The organism is Brenneria izbisi (genome assembly GCF_025840185.1).
Taxonomy (GTDB): domain Bacteria; phylum Pseudomonadota; class Gammaproteobacteria; order Enterobacterales; family Enterobacteriaceae; genus Brenneria; species Brenneria izbisi.
This window is the reverse complement of the sequence record NZ_JAMPJU010000007.1, coordinates 67,934-89,658: the sequence shown is the minus strand read 5'-3', so window position 1 is coordinate 89,658 and position 21,725 is coordinate 67,934. Positions and strand designations below refer to the sequence as shown.

Annotated in this window: 16 protein-coding genes; 3 read left to right on the top strand and 13 right to left on the bottom strand. The window is 53.1% G+C overall.

Annotation, left to right across the window (positions count from 1 at the left end; genetic code table 11):
- Nucleotides 1-157 precede the first annotated feature (157 nt).
- From recD to rppH, 12 genes are all read right to left on the bottom strand, one after another.
- Entirely contained in the window at nt 158-2,020 is a 1,863-nt protein-coding gene (recD, locus tag NC856_RS10875; protein ID WP_264090555.1) for an exodeoxyribonuclease V subunit alpha, read from the bottom strand.
- Nucleotides 2,021-2,025: 5 nt separating this feature from the next.
- On the bottom strand, nt 2,026-5,574 hold the full coding sequence (gene recB / locus NC856_RS10870) for an exodeoxyribonuclease V subunit beta (protein WP_264090456.1): 3,549 nt from the start codon (nt 5,572-5,574) through the stop codon (nt 2,026-2,028).
- Nucleotides 5,571-8,519: a pitrilysin gene (ptrA, locus tag NC856_RS10865; protein WP_264090455.1), complete on the bottom strand. Its 2,949-nt coding sequence runs from the start codon at nt 8,517-8,519 to the stop codon at nt 5,571-5,573. The genes recB and ptrA overlap by 4 nt, the downstream gene beginning before the upstream one ends.
- Before the next feature lie 31 nt (nt 8,520-8,550).
- Nucleotides 8,551-11,943, bottom strand: coding sequence for an exodeoxyribonuclease V subunit gamma (gene recC, locus NC856_RS10860; protein ID WP_264090454.1), 3,393 nt, complete (start codon nt 11,941-11,943; stop codon nt 8,551-8,553).
- Between the two features lie 34 nt (nt 11,944-11,977).
- Complete coding sequence (locus tag NC856_RS10855; protein WP_264090453.1) at nt 11,978-12,403, bottom strand: prepilin-type N-terminal cleavage/methylation domain-containing protein; 426 nt, start codon at nt 12,401-12,403, stop codon at nt 11,978-11,980.
- A 4-nt stretch (nt 12,404-12,407) separates the two neighbouring features.
- Nucleotides 12,408-12,863 carry a YgdB family protein gene (locus NC856_RS10850; protein WP_264090452.1) on the bottom strand — a complete coding sequence of 152 codons (456 nt, stop codon included), beginning with the start codon at nt 12,861-12,863 and terminating at the stop codon, nt 12,408-12,410.
- The gene (locus NC856_RS10845) at nt 12,860-13,438 is read right to left on the bottom strand and encodes a prepilin peptidase-dependent protein (RefSeq protein ID WP_264090451.1); all 579 of its coding nucleotides are present in this window, start codon (nt 13,436-13,438) and stop codon (nt 12,860-12,862) included. Before NC856_RS10845 ends, NC856_RS10850 begins: the two co-directional genes overlap by 4 nt.
- Complete coding sequence (locus tag NC856_RS10840) at nt 13,432-13,935, bottom strand: prepilin peptidase-dependent protein (protein WP_264090450.1); 504 nt, start codon at nt 13,933-13,935, stop codon at nt 13,432-13,434. The genes NC856_RS10845 and NC856_RS10840 overlap by 7 nt, the downstream gene beginning before the upstream one ends.
- A 227-nt stretch (nt 13,936-14,162) precedes the next feature.
- The gene (gene thyA / locus NC856_RS10835) at nt 14,163-14,957 is read right to left on the bottom strand and encodes a thymidylate synthase (protein ID WP_264090449.1); all 795 of its coding nucleotides are present in this window, start codon (nt 14,955-14,957) and stop codon (nt 14,163-14,165) included.
- Nucleotides 14,958-14,992: 35 nt separating this feature from the next.
- Nucleotides 14,993-15,859 carry a prolipoprotein diacylglyceryl transferase gene (lgt, locus tag NC856_RS10830; protein WP_264090448.1) on the bottom strand — a complete coding sequence of 289 codons (867 nt, stop codon included), beginning with the start codon at nt 15,857-15,859 and terminating at the stop codon, nt 14,993-14,995.
- A 178-nt stretch (nt 15,860-16,037) separates the two neighbouring features.
- Nucleotides 16,038-18,284, bottom strand: coding sequence for a phosphoenolpyruvate--protein phosphotransferase (gene ptsP / locus NC856_RS10825; RefSeq protein ID WP_264090447.1), 2,247 nt, complete (start codon nt 18,282-18,284; stop codon nt 16,038-16,040).
- A 12-nt stretch (nt 18,285-18,296) separates the two neighbouring features.
- On the bottom strand, nt 18,297-18,830 hold the full coding sequence (rppH, locus tag NC856_RS10820; protein WP_264090446.1) for an RNA pyrophosphohydrolase: 534 nt from the start codon (nt 18,828-18,830) through the stop codon (nt 18,297-18,299).
- 697 nt (nt 18,831-19,527) lie between these two features.
- Between rppH and mutH the strand changes: the two genes are divergently transcribed.
- Complete coding sequence (gene mutH, locus NC856_RS10815; protein ID WP_264090445.1) at nt 19,528-20,211, top strand: DNA mismatch repair endonuclease MutH; 684 nt, start codon at nt 19,528-19,530, stop codon at nt 20,209-20,211.
- 165 nt (nt 20,212-20,376) lie between these two features.
- Nucleotides 20,377-21,093 carry a TerC family protein gene (locus tag NC856_RS10810; protein ID WP_264090444.1) on the top strand — a complete coding sequence of 239 codons (717 nt, stop codon included), beginning with the start codon at nt 20,377-20,379 and terminating at the stop codon, nt 21,091-21,093.
- Between the two features lie 6 nt (nt 21,094-21,099).
- On the opposite strand, the gene NC856_RS10805 is transcribed toward NC856_RS10810, so the two are convergent.
- Nucleotides 21,100-21,246 (bottom strand): hypothetical protein, encoded by a 147-nt coding sequence (locus NC856_RS10805; RefSeq protein ID WP_264090443.1) that lies wholly within the window; start codon nt 21,244-21,246, stop codon nt 21,100-21,102.
- A gap of 100 nt (nt 21,247-21,346) precedes the next feature.
- On the opposite strand from NC856_RS10805, the gene NC856_RS10800 reads away from it, so the two are divergent.
- Nucleotides 21,347-21,565 carry a YgdI/YgdR family lipoprotein gene (locus tag NC856_RS10800; protein ID WP_264090442.1) on the top strand — a complete coding sequence of 73 codons (219 nt, stop codon included), beginning with the start codon at nt 21,347-21,349 and terminating at the stop codon, nt 21,563-21,565.
- Nucleotides 21,566-21,725: the final 160 nt, after the last annotated feature.

Genomic DNA, 21,725 nt, shown 5'->3' with positions numbered 1-21,725 from the left:
TTAAAGAAATATAATATTAATAAAAATCATGATTATGCTACCCAATAAAAAGGCAAATTTAAATTTGACGGGACAGTCATTATTTCAGTTATATGACTTATATCTGAATTTACTTTTTCTGAAAAAAGTTTCTCGATATATTTAAACACTATACCGCTTATTCACCCCGCATTAATTCGGTAATCCGTTCCACCAGCCCACTATGCCGTTGGGTTGGCGTTTTTACCGCCCGATACAGTATTTTCATATCCGTATACAGAGACAGACGCTGACGGGCGCGTGTGATGGCGGTATAAACCAGTTCGCGCGTTAACACCGGCAAAGAGTGATTCGGCAACACCAGCGCCGTATGCTCAAATTCCGATCCCTGTGATTTATGTACCGTCATGGCATACGCGGTTTCATGGGGCGGTAAACGGCTGGGCGCCACCGCTTTCAGTTTGCCGTCAGGCAGTTGGAAATAGACGCGTAATTCGCCTTTTTCACTCATCAGCGCGATACCGATATCGCCATTAAATAACCCCAGCACTGCATCATTACGTTCGATCATCACCGGTCGCCCAATGTACCAACGGTTGAGCGGATTGCGATTCCGGCTTATCAACCCGGCTTGTTGCAGGGCCTGCTCAAGCCGCTGATTCAACCCCGCCACGCCAAACGGTCCTTCACGCAGCGCGCACAACTGGCGATAACGCTGAAACGCCAGCAATACCGCGTCAGGGCTTTCGCCGGCCGCAATACGCTGTAAATAGTCACGATATCCCTCAACGCCTGCGGTGAGAATACGCTGATAATCCTCGGTTTCTGCCAGCGGGTAACAGGCGATATCCGCAAAAGCGCCGTTCAATACCGCCCGTACACGTTGATCGTCGCCGTTATTCACCGCCAGCGCCAGCTGGCCGATCCCTGAATGCTGGTCAAAACGATAGCTTCTGCGCAACAGACAGATGCTGTCCGCTACAGTAACCGGACTTTCCACGCCTGTTTCCGCCAACAGGCAACCCGTCAGCCGTTGTAGCTGCTGTACCCTGTTACGGCTATATCCTGATTCGGCAAAACGACAGATATCGCCCAGTACCGCGCCCGCTTCCACCGAAGCAAGCTGGTCACGATCGCCCAACAGGATAAGCCTGGCCTGTTCGGGTAAAGCGGCAATCAGGTTAGCCATCATCGGCAGGTCAACCATGGAAGCTTCATCCACCACCAGCACGTCCAGATGCAGCGGATTGCCCGCATGATGACGTAAACGCTGACTATCCGGCACCGCGCCCAATAAACGGTGCAAGGTTGCCGCTTCCTGGGGAAACGCATCGCGGTGCGCCTTGCTCAGCGCAAGCGTGTTCAATGCCGTCCCCAATGATTCGGTCAGCCGGGCCGCCGCTTTCCCCGTCGGCGCCGCCAACTGAATCCGTAATGCGTCGCCGCGATTGTTCAACTGAATCAGCGCCGCCAGCAGTTTGGCGACAGTCGTGGTTTTTCCGGTTCCCGGCCCACCGGAAATAATGGTGACACGTCGGGTCAACGCCACCGCAGCAGCAATTTTCTGCCAGTCAATATCACGGTCTGGCGTGGAAAACAGGCTATCGAGCACAGTGCGGATCTGCGATTCATCATGGGGCAAATCCTGTCCCTTGCCAGCAATAAAATGCGCGACACGTCCTTCATATTGCCAGCTACGCTGTAGATACAGCCGGTCTTGGTGCAATACCAACGGCGTTGGCCGACTTCCGTCGCTGACTGCCTCCGACGAAAGTAAATACCGCCGCCAGCCCGCAACATCCGGTTGTCCCGCCAATTCCCCTATCTCATGGGCCAGCTGATGGTCGCGCCCGTCAAATAAACATTGCGGATGCAACCTCTCCAACGGCAGGCACACGTTGCCCGCGCCCGACTGAGCGCTCAGACAAGCTGCGGCCAGCAATAAGTGAGGGTGTGCGTCATCCGCCAACATTCTGGCGAACTGCATATCCAATGGCCGCAGCAACCGGCGCTGTAATGCCGTGTCGAGCAAGTCAATCATGGTGGTCATGGCGTATCGGCCCCATCTGCCTGGTTTCCCTGAAACAGCCGGTCCAACCCGGCGACAAAAGCAGCCGCTGGCCGACAATAAAACACCCCGTTACCGGGGTAATGACAGTCGATACCGCGTAAAAACAGATAGAACACGCCGCCGAAGTGCTGCTCATAGTCATAATTCGCCACGCGATGGCGTAAATAGCGGTGTAACGCCAGACTATAAAGCTGATATTGCAAATCATAGCGATGCTCGGCCATTGCCTGTATCATGGCGGGCTGCGTATAAGCGCCGGCATCGGCGCCCAGCCAATTGGATTTGTAGTCCAGCAGGAAATAACGTCCTTCCCAGCAGAACACCAGATCGATGAACCCCTTCAGCATACCTTGTACCTGCTGGAACGACAGCGGAGGACATCGGGCGGATAACGGATCATAGCGCTTTGTCAGCACATCAAGCTGCGCCGCCTGCAACGGCGCCTCAATCGGCATATAAAACTGCAACTCCGCACGTTTATGTTGTGTATCCAGCGCCGACAACGTAATACCGTTATCGTTGAGCGGGATGGTCAAAATCACCTCCATCCACGATCGCAGTACCGGATGCCAGACCGGATCCAGACCGTGCAGTTGGAGTCGTTCCGCCAGCCATGCGTCATTGACCGGCTGAGTGAAATCCAGCGTCTCGAACAAACTGTGCAAAAACGTCCCAGGGCTTGTGCCTCGCGGAAACGTATGCGGGGTAAACTGCGTTTCCGGTTGTTCCTGCCGCTCCCCCATCGCTTCTATATCCAGACGAGGCAGCAACTCGTGCATGACGGAGGAACCGTGTTGCTGCAAACCGGAATAGCTGGTCACTCGCCAACCATTGAACCATACGCTCTCACTGTTGCGGGCCAGCAATACCGACTGAACGAGTTCGTCGGGTTGCCAGGGCTGTTCATCGCCGGGTTGTACCGGCGTGACCGCCACGCCGTCGCCGACCAACCCTTCAAGCTCAGCCACCAGCGTCGCCGCCTCCGCCTCTTTGCCGCGCTGGAGCAAATAACCCAACGCGCTCTGGTGCATATCGCTGCCATCACCTTTGCGGCGCGCACGTTGCAACGGCGCAGCGCCAACGCTACAGTGGTAAATTGAGCGGGTCAGCGCCACATAAAGCAGCCGCAAATCCTCGGCCAACCGCTCTTCTTCGGCCAGCGCCTGACTTTCTTCGCTGTTATTCAGATCAAGCAACGCCTGGTAGCTGTTTCTGTCATGATAAATGCCCTGCTCCTGCACCCGGAAATTGCTGATAAAAGGCAGCCAGACCAGCGGGTACTCAAGCCCTTTCGATTTATGGATCGTCACGATTTGCACCAGATGGCGATCGCTTTCCAGACGCAGTTGTTGATTCTCCGCTTGCGGATTGGGCTGGGTAATTTGCTGCGACAGCCAGCGCACCAATGCGTGCTCACTATCCAGCGCCGATGAAGCATCCTGCAATAATTCACCGATATGCAGCACATCCGTCAACCGTCGCTCACCGTCACCGCTGGCAAGCAGGTTTTCCGCCAACTGACGCCGACTCATCAGCCCACGCAGCATCGGCAACACCCCACGCTGCCGCCACAGCAAACGATAGCTGGCAAACTCTTCAACCAGCGCATCCCAGGCCTCTTCGCTACGGCTTAGCGTATCCAACCCCGGCGCATCCAATCCCATCAGCGAAGTAGCCATCGCGCTGCGTAACGTTCTCTCTTGCTCAGGCGTCAGCACTGCTTGCAAGATCCACAGAATATCGCGCGCTTCCGGCGTGGTGAACACGCTGTCGCGATTGGACAGATAGACCGACGGGATAGCAAGACGGCTTAATGCTTCCCGCACCAGCGCGGCTTCATGACGACTGCGCACCAGCACACTCATATCGGACGCCTGAACCAAACGTCGTGCTTTACCCGTACTCAGCCAAGCCTGTTTACGCTGGCTGGCGACCAGCCAGTCACGGATCTGTCGCGCACATTGATGCGCCATTAACTGCTGATAATCGCCAACCCCAATGGGTTCTTCGCCGGTCAGCCAAAACTGTAGCGCGGGCTGCGGCGCACCGTCGATCTCAAAGACCAGATCGCGTTTAGATTCAGCCGGTTCAACCGCCAGAAACGGAATCTCTTTAAACACAAACGGATATTCAAGACGCTGAAATAAACGGTTCACGCCACGCACCATCTGATGAGATGAACGCCAGTTGGTGCCTAACGTATAGTGCGCGCTGACTTCGGATCGGGCGCGCATATAAGTAAAAATATCTGCGCCGCGAAAGGCATAGATCGCTTGTTTGGGATCGCCGATCAACAGTAGGCCGCACTGCGGTTGCCCGCCATACAACGCGCGAAAAATACGGTATTGCTGAGGGTCGGTATCCTGAAACTCGTCGATCATCGCCACGGGATAACGCGTCCGCACGGTATGGGCCAACTGTTCTCCCCCCGGCTGTTGCAACGCGTCATCCAGCCGACCAAGCAGATCGTCAAATCCCAACTCCGCACGCCGCCGCTTTTCCTCACGCATCGACTGACGAATCTCGTTCAGCGCTCGCACCATGACGATATCGCGCAACGAAAGCGACTCCCCCAGCAAACGCTCAACCGCCGCAAACACCGGATGCTCAGGCGCCACGCCTTTTTTAGTTTTCTCCACCAACACCTGCTGGCTAAATCTTTCCAACTCTTTTGGCAGTTGATAATCCTGCGTTGGCTGTGCCGCCCACTGCGTGACTTTTTGCAACCAGTTAGGCAGGTGTTTGCTGCTATAGCTGCGTTTATCCACGCCAGACGCGTTAATCAGCCCTTCCAGTTCCGCCGCTGACGCCTGCCACTGCTGTTTGCAGGCATCAATAAGCGCAATAATTTTCTGATGCCGGCTAAGCAGCGTTTCCTCCTCCTCTGGCGGATGACGAAAAACCGGACTTTCGCCTTGCAGATAAGGCTTTAGATCAGCGAGCAGGCTCTCCGGCCCATTCCACTCCAGACCGACGACGCGGGCGACATCCATAGGCAGTGGATAACAGTAGCGACGCCAGAAATCCGCGCAGGCCTGACGGCGTAATGGTTGCTCATCCTCGATCAGCACCTGCTCAAACAGGACGCCGGATTCAAATGCGTTGGCGCTCAGTATCCGCTGACAAAAACCGTGAATAGTGTGGATCGCCGCTTCATCCATCTGCCGCTCGGCAGACAACAGGATTTCCGCCGCCGCCTGATAATCAGGGATTTCGGCCAGCAATAAATTCAGCAGCGGGTCATCGCTTTCTCCACGAATACAGGCGATACGCAAGACATGGATTTTCTCCCGGATACGTTCGCGCAGTTCTTCTGTCGCCGCCTCAGTAAAGGTGACCACCAGAATTTCCTCGACCAACAACGGGCGCGGATAAGCGGATTGCTGCCCCAAACCCAGCAGCAAACGCAGATAAAGTGCCGCCAGCGTATAGGTTTTCCCCGTTCCTGCCGACGCCTCAATCAGCCGCTCCCCCAGGAGCGGCAACGTCATGACGTTGAGTGATTGCGGCGCGGGGCGTTTCATTTCACCGTTGCCTTATTGACGGCGTTATCAGTTTCAGAGGCGAAAGCATCGTCGCTTTTCATGGCCGGCGCGTTCTCAACCGGCAACGTTTTCTGTAACGAAGACGCGTTCGGGTAGGTCCGCCATCCCTGCGGAGCAACATAATCCGCCTTGCCATGATGACTACCGGAAATTTGCGACAGCACGGCCAGCCCCTCTGGTTTTAACGCCTGCCGGAAGAAGTCGGCCAGTTGCTCCACCGTCAACGGTCTAACTTCAGCAATCAGTTTCTCACGGGTATCAAAGGCAAAATTTTCCCGATCCAGATCATTGCGCAAGCGGCTGATTTCTTCGTCCAATGTTTGTGGGCGCTGACTCAACTCATTGATAACGCCTTGTTTGTATTGCTCAAACTCCTCTTTTTTCATCTCACGCAGGCGTTTTTGCGCTTTCTGATAAAAATCCTGATAGCGCTGGTATAAGTAGGCGGGTTGTTTGCTGTTGCTTTGCAGCAGGAAACCCATCCCCCATTGGCGCCCAATGGATATCGGGAAAGCAAACACCGCATAGCCAAGTTGTTCTTCCGTTCTCAATTGGTTATAGAACCAGGGTTGAATAATCTGCCCCAGCACCGAGCTATAGGCCATTCCCTGCGTTTCGCTATAGCCGGCGGGAATGTAAACCGCCGCCAATGCGGAGTCCGTGCTGCTGCCGGCACGTTGCAGATTCGCGCGCTGCGGTTGCTCGATCCTCACTTCTTTACTGCGCCATAACGTTTTACCACCGCAGTTCAGGCGGGTTTTCAACGCTTGCGCCAATTCTTTCACCTTCTCTGGCGACAAGTTGCCGACCACCAGCATCTCCGGCGTCGCCTTTTGCAGTAAATCCCTGCGATAATTCACCAGTTCCTGCAACTTGATGTCTTTCAGCAACTGACGACGTTCTTCGCGTTCGCTGTATGGCAGTTGCGACAGAGACTGGATTGGCTGTATAGCCAGTTCAAACGCTTTTGCTTTTTCCGCCGCCTCCAACTGTTGCAGATACCAGGATTTGGCTTGCTCCAGTTGCTCTTCCGTCGAAGTAAACGAAGAATAGCCATCAACCAGCGCCAGCAAAAGCTGCGGCAGACGCTGAGTGTAGCCGCCGGCATCAATCGCCAAGCCATCATTGCTTTTGGTTGAAAAGCTAATCCCGCCAACCGATGCCTGATAGCTCAGTTCATCCAGCGCAAGACCGGCCAGATAATCATTAAGCGCAAACAACACCTGATTACGCGCGCTATTACGAGCATCCTGATTACGCAGCAGCAAAGTGATTTCGGCTTTAGGTTCATCGGCAAAATAACGGCTCGGCATATACAGCACACGTAACCCCGGTTCATGCAACAGGATTTTCGGATGCGTCAGGCGGGTATCACTCTTGATCAGAGAAAAATCATTCGGGATATAAGGGTTGGTGGTGGGGAGCGAGAGTGAAATTTTCTCTCCCAGCGTTTGCCATTTGGTAAACGTCGCTGCCGGAATTTTTTTCACTTCATAAGGCGCATCGACAAAGTAAGCCACTTTATTGTGCGGCTCATTCGGGCTAATCATCCAGATACGGGCATTCTGCGGCGTCATAGCATCCAGACGCTGCGCTATCGCCGCGGGATCGAACTGATCAGCAAGGTACATCGCATCCAGCGTATGTTCGACCGGCACCCGCAACATGGTATCGACCAGCCACTCGATGTAATCCATATCACGGCTGATGGAGGGGTAGCGGAAATCCAGATCCAATACGCGGGCGATCTCGTCAAAGTAACGCTGTTGAATTCCTTCATGGCGGATCTGCCGCAAATAACTGAAGATGGCGGCGATAACTTCGTCACGTTGCGCCAGCCCTTTATCCGTCAGAGAGACTGAGATCGCAAAGATACCGCCGTTACGGTCAATGACCGGATCGGCGCCCGCGCCAATCGATTCCACCAACCCTTCCTTTTGCAGCCAATCGGATAACGTATTGTGGCTACGGTTGCCCAGCAGATAGCTGATGTAAGTATCGGTTTTGCTGCGGAACGCCTGGCTGTTGTTATCGACTCTGAATTCGATACGCAACTGTTTTCTCGGCTGCGCCGGGACATAGTGAATCATTAAACCACGCTGTTTTTGCGTGGTCACCGGAACCGTAATGGCCGGGACGCTGGCTTGCTGATCGGCAATGCGGCCAAATGTCTCCGCAGCCAGTTTTGCTAATGCAGGCAGAGGCTGATTGCTGTAAATCACCCCTTTCATCAGATTGGCCGAGTAATAGCGTTGATAAAACTTCACCAGTTCATCATGCAATTTACTGCCTGGCTTATCGCTGAGCGTTTCCAGGTTACCGCCGGAAAACCGCGCGCTGGGATGCGCGGGATTCAGCGTTTCTGCGCCAACCTGCCCCATGCGTTGACCATCACGCGAGCGCGCCATGGTCATTTCGGCATTGACGGCATTACGTTCACGATCGGCATTCACCGGATCAAGCAACGGGTCGGCAATGGCATCGGCCAGTCGATCCACCGCCGGTTGCAACGCATCGTTTTCCACTTCCAGATAAAATGCCGTGCGATAAGACGCAGTGCTGGCATTGTAACTGCCGCCATGTTTTTTAAGAAACTCGGACAACGCTTCAGGCTTTGGATAACGTTTGGAGCCCATTAAAACCATATGTTCAAGGTAATGCGCCAACCCCAACTGACTGTTCGGATCGTCAAGCGATCCTACCGGCAAGGCCAATGAAGCCAGGGATTTAGTCGCCTGCGGATCTGAAACCAGCAGTACCGTCATCCCATTGTCCAGTTTTATCGCCTGGTACTGACGCGGATCCTTCTCACTTTTACGGATAGTCTGAGCAAGAGGCTGCCAACCCGTTTCAGCCCAACTCAACGGAAGCCAGAAAGTGAATAAAAAAAACAATCCGGTAATCCAGACAAACGGTTTACGCATGCAATTCTCCAATAGCCTTTACTTCACTGAATCAAGCCAGATTAGAACGAATCGGCGGCAGCAGCCAGATTTGCGCCGCCTCAATGATTTCATTCATTCGTTTTTCATCCAATTCGCGCACAATTCTATGCAGATAGTCGTCCTCTCCCTCACCTGGCGCTCCCTTATTCCCTTGCCAGGCCGATAACAGTTTGGCGCGAGCTTTGTTCTGCGTTTCATCATCCCATTGAATACTATCACTTTCGCGATCATAGCACTGCGCCAACCACGCACTGCCCGATTTGTTGAGCAGCAGGAGCGGCTTATTCATCCCCTGCTGATAGCCATCCAGCAGTTGTTGCAACCATGCCAAAGCCTGTTTCTCCGGTATAGGGGCGAATCGCCAGGCCGTTTTTTCACGCCCGAACATCCGGCTTTCCCCCTGCCCTCCCGAAAGACAATAGACCAGATGTTCCAGCCACAACATCATGCCGTCCGTCATGACGAGTTTTCCGGGACGCCAGCGCAACAGGCCATCGTGCCGCACCTGAGCCAGCCAGCCACGGAGATGGACGTCATCAACGCGGATATCAATTTCCATACTTTCCGCCGTACCCGGCGTCATTTCCTCACGTATGCGTGCGGCCAGTTCCGCCATTTCCTCTTGCTGCGCCTGCCAGTAAAGTTCGCCAAACGCGCCGAAGGGCAAACCGCCCGCAGCACGAACACGCCGGTATAATCGTGCGGGATCTTCCTCGGCAATCAGCGTATTAAGCAATTCAGTATTCAGTTGATAGCGGCTCAGGTTGTCGAGGGTGAAAGGTTCTTCATCAAGAAGTTCGTCATTTTGCAGCATAAACCTCACGCCCAACCGAAGCTGAAAGAACGCCCGCACCGGATGCCGGTAAAAACGTTTTAAATCGTCCAGATTGATATCGGTATAGCGCTCCTGAGGCAATTCACGATCAAAATCAGGCGCTGGTTGACCCTGCCGGTTGGCCGCCGCCAGCCACTCTGCGGCAAAGCTTTGCGGCACCGGTTGCGCGAGAAAGTTTTTTGCATCAAACGGCATCCGGCTATGTTCGTGACACAAATGACGAATAACTCGCTCCGCGCTGCTATCAATATCAAGCGCCGCATCATCCGGCAGGTAGTGACTTTGCGCAATGTATTCAGTCAGTTCACTGACCAGCACGGAAGGATAGCGGCGAGTGTTATCCTGTATCGAACGACCGATATAGCTGATATACAACTTGTTCTGAGCGGACAGCATCGCTTCCAGAAACAGGTAGCGATCGTCATCGCGACGGCTGCGATCGCCCCGCCGGATGCTTTTTCCCATCAGATCGAACCCCAGAGGCGGCAACGTGCGCGGGTATACGCCATCATTCATCCCCAGCAGGCAGACTACTTTGAAGGGAATCGAACGCATGGGCATCAAGGTACAAAAATTAATGGCGCCAGCCAGAAATCGCTGGCTGATTCGCTCCTGATCCAGCCTGCGGGAAAGCTCATCACGCAGGATTGATATCGGCACCGCCTGGGGATACTGGGACGCCGCACCCATGCCGAGCACGTGTTGCCACTGTTTCTCAATCAACGCCAACGCAGCTTCCGTATCGCTATCCGCCTCAAAAAAGGTTTCCAACAGTTGGCGACACAAGGGCAACCATTGCGTCAACTCGCGCGGTTGGCTCAGACGCTGACGCCACACATGAAGCTGCATCAGCAATTCAGCCAATTGTCCGGCGAGTTCCGCCACCAGACCGCTGGATTCGTCGTAAGGCAGTACCCCTTGCCACTCGCCGGCCTGACTGTCCATAGCGTAGCCCAGCAACATGCGCGTCAGCCCAAAGCGCCAGGTGTGCTGTCCGGTAGCGGGAAGCTTCAGTTCCCGAACGTTATCGTCGTCCAGTCCCCAGCGAATACCAGACTCCACGACCCATAAACGTAAACGGCGCAACCCCTCCTCCTGGATGCCGAAACGCGCCGCTAGTGCAGGCACTTCCAACAAAGCCAGAACCTGCTCGGCGGTAAAGCGGCTATTAGGCAAATCCAGCAGGCTGATCACCGCCTGTAAAGCTGGATGAGCGCGGCGTGCCCGCTGATCGGAGATTGCATACGGCAAATAGCGCTCAGGCGGAGCATTACCGAATACGGCCTGAATAAACGGCGTATAACCATCAATATCCGCCATCATGACAATGATGTCGCGCGGCGTCAGTTGCGGATCATCAGCCATCATGGACAAAATCTGATCGTGCAGCACTTCAACTTCACGTTGCGGACTGTGGCAAGCATGGATATCGACGGAACGATCACGGCGATCTAATGGCCGTTTCTTCATGCTGGTTTCCAGCGATGCCTTGCTGACGGCCACCACCGCATGATCTTCCAGTTCCAGGATATCGCGTTGCAGGGTGCGCAACAGGCTATCCGCATCCAGATCCACGAACGCATCCACCTCCTGTAGCGCATCGAGTTCGGCCAGCAGATACAGATGATCACGACCTAACTTTCCCCAGGACGCCAATAACGGATTATTGATCCGCTGTTCCCCCTCGGCGTTGAACAACCCATCAGCCTGGTGCGGATCACGAAATAAGGCGCGGTGGCTTTCAGGCTGAGCGTTGTCCCAGCAATGCAGCCGACGATGACGATTTTTCAGCCTGGACAGAAATTTATAATCCTGAATGTCGCTCCAGTAGTGACGACAAGGATTGGTAAACAGCAGATGCACGTCAATATGGCGAGCCAATGCATGCAGCGCCTGTAAATGGACCGGCGGCAACGCGGAAATACCGCAGATGAAAATCCGCGGCGGTAATCCTGGCGGACAGGTTTTTGCCTGTTCCAGCGTTTGAATAAAACGTTGGTACAACATCGCATGATGCCATTCGGGTTGTTGCCGTTCCCTGGTGTAATCGACCAATGCGCGCCACAAGGCGGCCTGCCAGAGTTGGTTCCCCTCAAGACCGTCCACCTGACGGCCCGCTTGCCATTGCGCGATCCACTGCGGACGATAAATCAGATACTGATCGAAGAGATCAGCGATACGTCCGGCAAGTTGATGCAACTTCCGCTGATCGTCATCATCCTGTAGATAATGGCGTAGTGGAGCAAAATCAGGTTGTTCCAATTGTTCAGGCAGCAAATGCATCAGCTTCCAAGTCATCATCTCTTTGCTGAAAGCGCTTTCTTTCGGTATGTCGGGAAAAATATGACGGCACATATCCCACAAAAAAACGCCGGGAAGCGGAAAATGGATATTGGCGGCGATGCCGAAATGTCCGGCCAGTTCAATCTGCAACCACTGAGCCATGCCAGGGCTTTGCACCAGAATGACTTCCTGCTGAAAAGGATCCTGAAGCGGCTGACGTTTAATCAGTTCGACCATCAGTCTTTTCAAAATATCCAACTGGTTGGAATGATAAACCGTAAACATCCTGGCTCCTGTCATGCCGCTAAGTGTGACCAAATTATCCACGAATGGATTGCGCCGCCTGACAAAACCAGCGGGTAAGCCGCGCCTGATAGTTTGTCGGCGTCGTGACGGTTGCCGTCACTTTCCTGCACTCAGCCGTCAGTCTTTGCTCTGACAAGCTGGTCTGCCACTTTCGTCTGATTCCTGTAGCGGGATCAAGCACTGTTTTGTCATGAATCTTGTCATCAGACACCGTGCCATCATTGAGTATCCCCGTGTTCGTGACTCCCGCCTCATACGCGTCCAATTGCTGCGCAACCAGACGCCATGCCTGCCGTTGTTGCCACTGATGCAGAAACGACTGTTGCAATAGCTGGTGATATTGCAGTAAACCCAGCAGCGATATGGTTAACAATAATGCCGCAACCAGCGTTTCTGTCAGGCTGAAGCCCCTTTGCGAATAGAACGGCCTGAACATCATGGCGTTATTCCAAGTCAGCGCAGCGTTCGGCCTCGCTATCCGGGCAGAAATCCAGCCAGCCGCGGGATACCGCCTTAAGCGTGATCTGCTCGGATGCCAGCCCGGAGAAAACCACCCGCTGATACAGGAAAAGCGGACGACGCTGGGATGGCAGCAGCCCTTCGCCCCGCAATAACCCCAGCCCCTCGTCAGACGCTTTTTTTAAACAGACATTCAGCGTGTCGCTTGCCAGCGTCTGGCATGACCAGTCGTCCTGTAACCGAGGCCAGACCACATGTATACCCCAGTTCAGCGAAGATAATGCCTGATTAAACGCCCGCAGGTAATGGCGCTCATCATTTCCCATTTGTATAGTCGCATCAAGCTGGCGTTGCAGGCCAGACATGAGCAACAGCCCGATAACCGTAATCAACATCACCATGACCAGCGTGCCGCCGCCATACTGTTCTCTCCCGTTCATTGATTGCGTCCCAGGATCAAACGCGTAACGGTACGCTGAACGGCAGGACGTTTTGTCCAGAATCCGGTCAATTGCAATTGGTACAGTTTAGCCCCCGCCTTGCCAGCCACAGGTTGTATGCGGAAATGCGTCAGCATCACTTCCTGTGGATCAAAGAGCTTCTCCCAACGATCGCCTCGGCAGTTATGCGCGCCGCTTTGGATCTCCAACGCCCCGGCACGCAGCCGATAGCCAAACGATTCATGTTCCTGCTCTCCTCCATCCCAGACGCCGTTGCGATTCAGATCATAAGAGACGTTCAGACAACTATTGGGCATTTCTCCCGGATAGCGTGCCAGCGTCATCGCCGCCCCCTGACACGCGCCCGCACAAAAACCCGCACGGCGGATATTTTTTTCAATGCCGGAAATCACCTGACTAAATAGCTGTTCGAGCCGGAAATACTGCGCGCTATTTTGGCTCTGGCTGCGCAAAATGGGATACCACTGGGCGGCGGACAACATAATCAGGCTGCTCAGACTCAACGCCAGCAAAATTTCAGGTAAGGTGAAACCCCGGTGCGCACGCCTCAGCATAGCGGGATCGCCAGAACTTGCCGTTCTTCACTACACAGCCGCATGCGCCCACGCACGGAGATGATCAGGCGTAGCCTTCCTGCCGGATTCATCAGCGTGATATGCCCCGCCTGCGCCGTGCTGCGCAAACCATAAAAAACAAAGCGATTGCTGGTTGCATTCGCAACCGTAATTTCCTGGGTGGGACTGACATATTGCTGGCTGCCTGCTTCACGGCACAACATATTTTCCGCCCGACGCTCGGCATCGCTAACCATGCACCAGCGTTCTCTCTGACGTACCAGTTGCGCCGTGCGAGTTTGATTGTGCCAATAGGCATTGGCCTGAACCCGGTTAAGAAAATCCAGCAGTTGTTGCGCGCTCTGCTCCAGACGCAACGCCTGCTGATACCCTATCCACGTCTGTATGCCGCCGCCGGCCAATAACGCGACAATAGTCAAAATGACCAGTATCTCAAGCAAGGTAAACCCCCGCGGTTGCCGATTGTTTGTGTTCATGACGGCAGTGTAGATATTTTTATCATGCAATACAGTGGATTAGCGTTTTTTTGCATACCGATACGCAATGTTTTATTGCAACAATGTAATGACAGAACAGATCTGCGGGAAGGCAGGAAAAAATAAGCGGCAATACACCAGCGCAGGAAACAGGCAAGCGGTATGCGCCAATTAAAAAGGCCGCAAAAGCGGCCCTTAAAGATCATCCATGCCGGGAGGAGATAGCATCAAATCGCCACAGGCGCTTTGATTGGCGGATGCGGATCGTAACCTGCGATTTCGAAATCTTCAAAACGGTAATCAAACAGCGTATCAGGACGGCGTTTTATCACCAGTGTCGGCAGCGCGCGCGGTTCTCGGCTCAATTGCAGATGCGTCTGTTCCATATGATTATTGTAAAGGTGCGTGTCGCCGCCGGTCCAGACGAAATCGCCCACGTCAAGGTCGCACTGCTGCGCCACCATATGCACCAGCAAAGCATAACTGGCGATGTTGAACGGCAGTCCCAGAAACACATCGCAGGAACGCTGGTATAGCTGGCAGGATAATTTGCCATCGGCGACATAGAACTGGAAAAAGGCATGGCAAGGCGCCAGCGCCATTTTGTCCAGTTCCCCGACGTTCCAGGCCGAAACAATAATGCGGCGGGAGTCAGGATCCTGTTTCAACTGCGTCAGTACGTTTTTCAACTGGTCGATCTGACGTCCGTCGGCCGCGCCCCAGGCGCGCCATTGTTTACCGTATACCGGGCCGAGATCGCCGTTTTCATCCGCCCACTCATCCCAGATGCTGACGTTGTTGTCATGCAGATAGCCAACATTGGTATCGCCATTCAGGAACCACAGCAGTTCGTGAATAATGGATCGCAGATGGCAACGCTTGGTTGTGACCAGCGGAAAACCGTCCTGCAAATTGAAACGCATCTGATGACCGAAAATAGAGCGGGTGCCAGTTCCGGTACGGTCTGCTTTCGGCGTGCCTTCATCAAGCACTTTTTTCATCAGATCCAGATACTGTTTCATACTACCTCACCACAAAATTAAAGAATGATGCCGGACTAGGATTGTACCGGTTGACGGCGGTAGGCCCAGACCATCATCAGGATACCGGCGATCACCATCGGCAACGAAAGAATCTGCCCCATACTGAATACGCCGCCAAACAGCCCCAGTTGCGCGTCCGGCTGACGGAAAAACTCGCTGATGATGCGAAACAGGCCATAACCCATCAGGAACAGGCCCGAAACACTCCCCATAGGCCGGGGTTTGCGAATAAACAGATTCAACAGGATAAACAGCAATACCCCTTCGAGCAGCATTTGATACAACTGGGATGGGTGGCGCGGCAACATGCCGTATTGATTGAAAATCGCCAGCCATTGCGGATTGCTGGCCGCCAGTTCGAGATCTTCGCCGCGTGAGCCGGGAAACAACATGGCCCAGGGCGTATTGGTGGTGACACGTCCCCACAGTTCGCCGTTGATAAAGTTCCCCAGACGTCCCGCCCCCAAGCCGAATGGGATCAGCGGCGCAATAAAATCAGATACCTGAAAGAAATGGCGTTTGGTCCTGTGGGCAAACCACATCATTACGACGATAACGCCGACCAGACCGCCGTGGAACGACATGCCGCCATCCCAGACTTTGAACAGATAGAGCGGATTTTCCAGAAAGGAGGGGAAGGCATAGAACAGAACATAGCCCAGACGCCCGCCGACAAAAACACCGAGGAAGCCGATGTAGAGCAGGTTCTCGACTTCTTCTTTCTTCCAGCCGCTGCCCGGTTGGTTAGCCCGGCGTCCCGCCAGCCACATGGCAAACACAAAACCGACCAAATACATCAGTCCATACCAATGCAGCGCCACCGGGCCGATTGAAAAAATCACTGGATCAAACTGAGGAAACGCCAGATAGCTCGTTGTCATCGTTCACCACATATTTTGTTGTATGTCCCCCGCGAACGGGGCATTCCCTGGCCAGGGCAGGAATATCATCCTTTCCCCTTTCCCGCCAGGCGCGGCTGCGCATCATAGCATAGCGCATCGAATTCGATGATTGCCGTGCGGCAAAAGATCTGTAAACCTTTATTGAAAATCGAAAAAATCAGCGTCCGCCACGCACCAATCCGCCCAGCCCGCGTTCTTCCATAAAATGCGCGGCCGATTGCCTGACCTCGCTAGCGGTGTGCGCTTTTAGCAGTTGCTGCGCCAGAGATTGCGCATCAGGCAGCGCTATCTGGCGCAGCAGGTACTTGATGCGGGCAACGCTGCGACCATTCATACTGAGCGTGCGATATCCGAGTCCGGTCAGCAGCAGCGCCCCCAACGCTTCTCCGGCCATCTCGCCGCATACCGAAAGCGCAAGATCATGTCGTCGGCACTCAACGGCGATAAGATTGAGCGCCTGAAGCATAGCCGGGTGCAGACTGTCATACAGCGAAGCGACATGAGCATTGTTGCGATCGACGGCCAGCAGATACTGGGTGAGATCATTGGTGCCGACCGAAACAAAATCGATGCGGGAAGCCAGATGCTGCAACAGGAAAATCATTGACGGCACTTCCACCATGATGCCGATCCGCAGTTTAGGTTGCGGAAAACCCAGCATCTCTTCCACTTCACCTGCCGCCTGATCGATAAGGCGGCGGGCTTCGTCAATCTCATCCAGACTACTGATCATCGGCAGCAGAATATTCAGGTTGCCGAGATACGCATTCGCTCGCAGCATGGCGCGGATCTGAATCAGAAAGATTTCCGGCTGATCGAGGGTAATACGAATACCGCGCCAGCCGAGGCACGGATTCTCTTCGCTGATGGGCAGATAAGGCAATGGTTTGTCCGCGCCGATATCCAGCGTTCGCAACATTACCTGACGCGACGGGTAGAGTTGCAACATGCTTTGGTATTGCGCCAGTTGTTCATCTTCCGACGGAAAACCGCTTTGCAGCATAAAGGGAATTTCAGTGCGATACAGACCGACGCCATCGACCTGATTAATAAAACGTTTCTCATGATCGGCGCTCAACCCCGCATTCAACATAATCTGGATGCGTTCGCCGCTTTGCAGCATCGCAGGACGTTCCATATCATCTTCAACCAGGCGGGTAAGCTCCTTTTCTTCAATCAGCAGACGCTGATACTCCTGCACCAGCACTGGTTCAGGGTCCACCAGCAGTTCGCCACGATAACCATCGATAATCAGCAGACGTTGATGCAGCATATCAGGCTGAATATCCGCACCGACCAATGTCGGCAGCCCCATGGCGCGCACCAGGATCGCAGCATGAGAATTGGCGGCGCCGTCATACACCACCACGCCGGCCAGACGCTCCGGCGGAAGCTCCGCCAGCAAGGTGGCGGTCAGTTCATCGGCGACAAGAATGAAACGTTCAGGCCACTGCCCGGTAATTTGCGCATTGTCGTCAAGATGGAATAGCAATCGTTGCCCAAGCGCCCGCAAATCCCCGGCACGCTCACGCAGATAGGTGTCCTGCAAATTGGAAAACTGCGCCGCGAAGCGTTCGATCACCAGTTTCACCGCCCATTGCGCCGCGTTGCCCGCGTCCACTTCCTGAAACAATTCACGCTTGAGGTGCGCATCATTCAGCAGATGGGAATACAAATCGAAAATCGCGGCGCTTTCTTTTTGGGCGCTGGCGTTAAACCGTTTGCTGAAGCGCCGAAACTCCGCTGTCGCGTCTTCTAACGCCTGCATCAGACGAGAACGTTCGCGTTCGTTATCCAGACTCGATGCGGGAAAAACTTGATCCAGGGAAGGCTGGCTGCAATCCTGCCATCCCGGTGCGATCGCCACGCCGGGTGAGGCTACCAGCGCGCTAATGCGCGTCTGGCGGTATTGGCCAAACAGCGTCTTGATCTGCGACAGAGAAAAAATGGCGGCCATTTGCGTCGCCAGCGTGACCATGAAGGATTCTTCATTCTTGTTAAACTGGCGATGCTCTCGCTGCTGGACGACCAATACCCCTAACAACTGACGACGATGAATAATGGGAACCCCCAGAAAAGAGCGGAAATGCTGCTCTTTTACCGCGGGGATATACTTGAAACTGGGGTGAGCCGGGGCATCAGCCAGATTAATCGGTTCGGCGCGCTGGCCGACCAGACCGACCACGCCTTGCCCAAATGCCAACGTAACGGTTCGACCGCGCGGTTTTTTTAAACCTCGCGTCGCCATCAGGTAGTAGCATTGGTGATCGTGGTCAGCCAGATAGATCGAACAGACCTCCGTGTCCATTGCCTGACAGGTTTCATTGACCAGAATTTCCAGCGCATCATTAAGGCGAGCCGCCGCCGCTACCTTTTCAACAATTTCTCGCAAGCGCGTGAGCATGATGTGCCTGAATTACCCTCTTTTTCGTCGGGAGCCAGACGGAGATGCCGACCGTGTCGCCGTACTCTCCTGAAGTTGTATTACCGGGCTGATAAATTCCTTCATTACACGACGGTAAACATCGCGTTTGAAAGATACAACCTGACGAACCGGATACCAGTAACTGACCCAACGCCAGCCATCAAACTCAGGCGTGCCACTGCTTTGCATATTGATATCAGACTCATTACACATTAACTGTAGCAGAAACCATTTTTGCTTTTGGCCGATACAGACCGGTTTAGTATCCCAACGCACCAAACGTTTCGGTAATTTATAACGTAACCAGTTGCGGGTAGACGCCAACACGCGGACATCTTTTTTCTTCAGACCCACCTCTTCAAACAGTTCACGGTACATTGCCTGCTCTGCGTTCTCACCGGGGTTGATCCCCCCTTGAGGAAACTGCCAGGAGTGTTGACCGTAACGACGGGCCCATAAGACCTGCCCCTGCCGATTACAAATTACGATACCAACGTTCGGGCGGTAGCCATCATCATCGATCACCGGACTACCTCGATATACTTTAAATGCAAAGATGACCTGATTGTTTCACACTCACGGCAGGCGGTAAACCACTGCTTAGCGCAGTTATCACTCTAATAAAAAGCAGATAACCCACAGATAGAACCAAAGTTATAAACATGCGCAACCAAAGAATGGCGGTTTATTCACTATTTCTGTGGACATCTTTGTGCAGAACCCATGAAAAAGTGAGTAAAACTTATTTTTTTCAGATAAAGAATTATCGAACTAATTAAAAAATAATCCTTTATTTTCATAAAATTAATTATCATCTGCACTGAAAACTCATTGCAAAGGATCCTGTATGAATTCTTATCAACGCGATGCTGGCGAAAGATCGTTCTATGTCGATTTTATCCACAGAGGCAACAACAACATCAGGCAATAAATAAGCAAAAACAGCAAAAATCCGTGACGTCAAGGCTGTAAATCAAACCAGTAATCCATCTTCACACGGGTTATCCAAGAAATCTGTGGATAACCTGGTGTAAGATCCTGTTCATTGTTGGTTTCTATACGTGCACAGTTTAAAAAAGCGCATCTCACGTTGGTTTTCGTATCGAAAAAAAGTTCTACGAATCATGCTATTATTGAATTCTTTAACAGCTTCGCACGCTGTGCGTTAATGTTTTTTACCCGCTGTGTTTTTTTTGAGCGACAAACGTCAGGTCAGACAGCCATGAATTCACCGTCCGTACTTACCGCGCCACCACATAACGAACAGGCATTGCTGCAACGCGCCCAGGCGCTCGCGGGCTATAACCTGGCTGAACTAGCCAGCATTGCGCAGTTGCCGCTACCCGCCAATCTGAAGCGTGATAAAGGCTGGATAGGCGTGCTGCTGGAGCGTTTCCTGGGCGCCAGCGCGGGCAGCAAGCCTGAGCAGGATTTCCCCGATATCGGTATTGAACTGAAAACCATTCCTATTGATGAGCAAGGTCGTCCGCTGGAAACCACATTCGTCTGCGTCGCCCCCTTGACCGGCAATAGCGGCGTTACCTGGGAAAACAGCCACGTTCGGCATAAACTGGCGCGTGTACTGTGGATCCCGGTGGAAGGTTCACGACCGATCCCCTTAGGCGAACGGCGGATTGGTACGCCCCTTATCTGGAGCCCCAACGAAGAGGAAGAGGAGCAACTGCGCCGTGACTGGGAAGAGTTAATGGACTTGATTGTGCTCGGTAAGGTGGAAAGCATCACCGCACGTCATGGCGAAGTGCTGCAATTACGTCCGAAAGCCGCCAATAGTCGTGCACTGACGGAGGCAATCGGTGAATTCGGGCAACCCATCATGACGTTGCCCCGTGGGTTCTATCTGAAAAAAACGTTCACCGCGCCTTTACTTGCTCGTCATTTTTTATGACGGTCTTCACACAATGGATTTCAGGAGTAAAGCGGTAACAATATCAAACCAGGAACCGCACATAGCAAAAAGATAAAGCGTTTCGTTAGCAACACTTTCACTTGCCCACTCACTGATGTAACGGCGTATAATGTCGTTTACGTTTCGTTTAAGGTGTATTGATACATGTTTGATTGGATTGTTGATCCGAATGCCTGGTTAGCGCTGGGAACGCTGACCATTCTGGAGATCGTTCTGGGTATCGACAACATTATTTTCCTGTCGTTGGTTGTCGCCAAACTCCCCAAAGCTCAACAAAATAAAGCACGCCGTATCGGTCTTATGGGCGCCATGCTGATGCGTCTTGGGCTGCTAGCCTCGATTGCCTGGGTGATCCGCCTGACCCATCCCCTATTCACCGTGCTGGGCAATGAGATTTCCACGCGCGACCTGATCCTGTTTTTCGGGGGCTTGTTCCTGATCTGGAAATCGAGCAAAGAGATCCATGAAACCGTGGAAGGAAGCTCGGTGGATCATGTGTCGCAGGTACACTCTTTCTTTGGCGCGATCGTACAGATCATGCTGCTGGATATTATTTTCAGTCTGGATTCGGTGATCACGGCGGTGGGCCTTTCCGACCATCTGTTTATTATGATGGCGGCTGTAATTATCGCCGTCGGTGTGATGATGTTTTCCGCCCGCACTATCGGCGAGTTTGTCGAACGTCATCCGTCCGTCAAAATGCTGGCGCTATCGTTCCTGATCCTGGTCGGCTTCACGCTGATTCTGGAAAGTTTCGATGTTCATGTGCCGAAAGGCTATATCTACTTTGCGATGTTCTTCTCGATGTCTGTTGAAGCCCTGAATCTGCTACGTGGCAAAAAGGCCAACGTGACGGACTGAACGGTTTCAATCCTCGCGCCTGTCAATCACGGCGGGCGCAATGGGAAAAAGCGGTGTCGAATCAGCGCGCCGCGTCATCTGCGCATCTTGTACCGTTAATGTCGTCTGACACATTTTCTCGATCGTGTTAACCAAAATTAACGCTTTCTCCATTAATTTTTTCCATTATTCCTACTTAATGTCGACAGACTCTTTGCTAGACTCAATGAATAACATTCAATTTTTTTGCTGACGAAAACAGGTAAAGATAACAATGAAAGTACGGGTAAAAATGGCGGCAACACTGGCGGTATTATTCACCCTTAGCGGCTGTTCGAGTCAGTATGTCATGGCGACAAAAGAGGGACAGATGCTGTTGACGCAAAGCAAGCCGGTTCTGGATAAAGAAACAGGAATGCTCAGTTACATTGATGAACAAGGCAACGAAAGACAGATTAACAGTAATAATATTTCTCAGATTATCGAACGCTGATTGCCGGATACCCTTCTCCCAGCCGAACACCATTACCACGCCGCCAGACAATAAAGAGGCTTTCCCCCATCGCGCGGCTTGGTTATAGTCAATTCAGGTGTGTCATCCCCAAAAATGCCAGGTTACAGGAAAGCGCCAACGCGCCTGTTTCCTGCAAGCT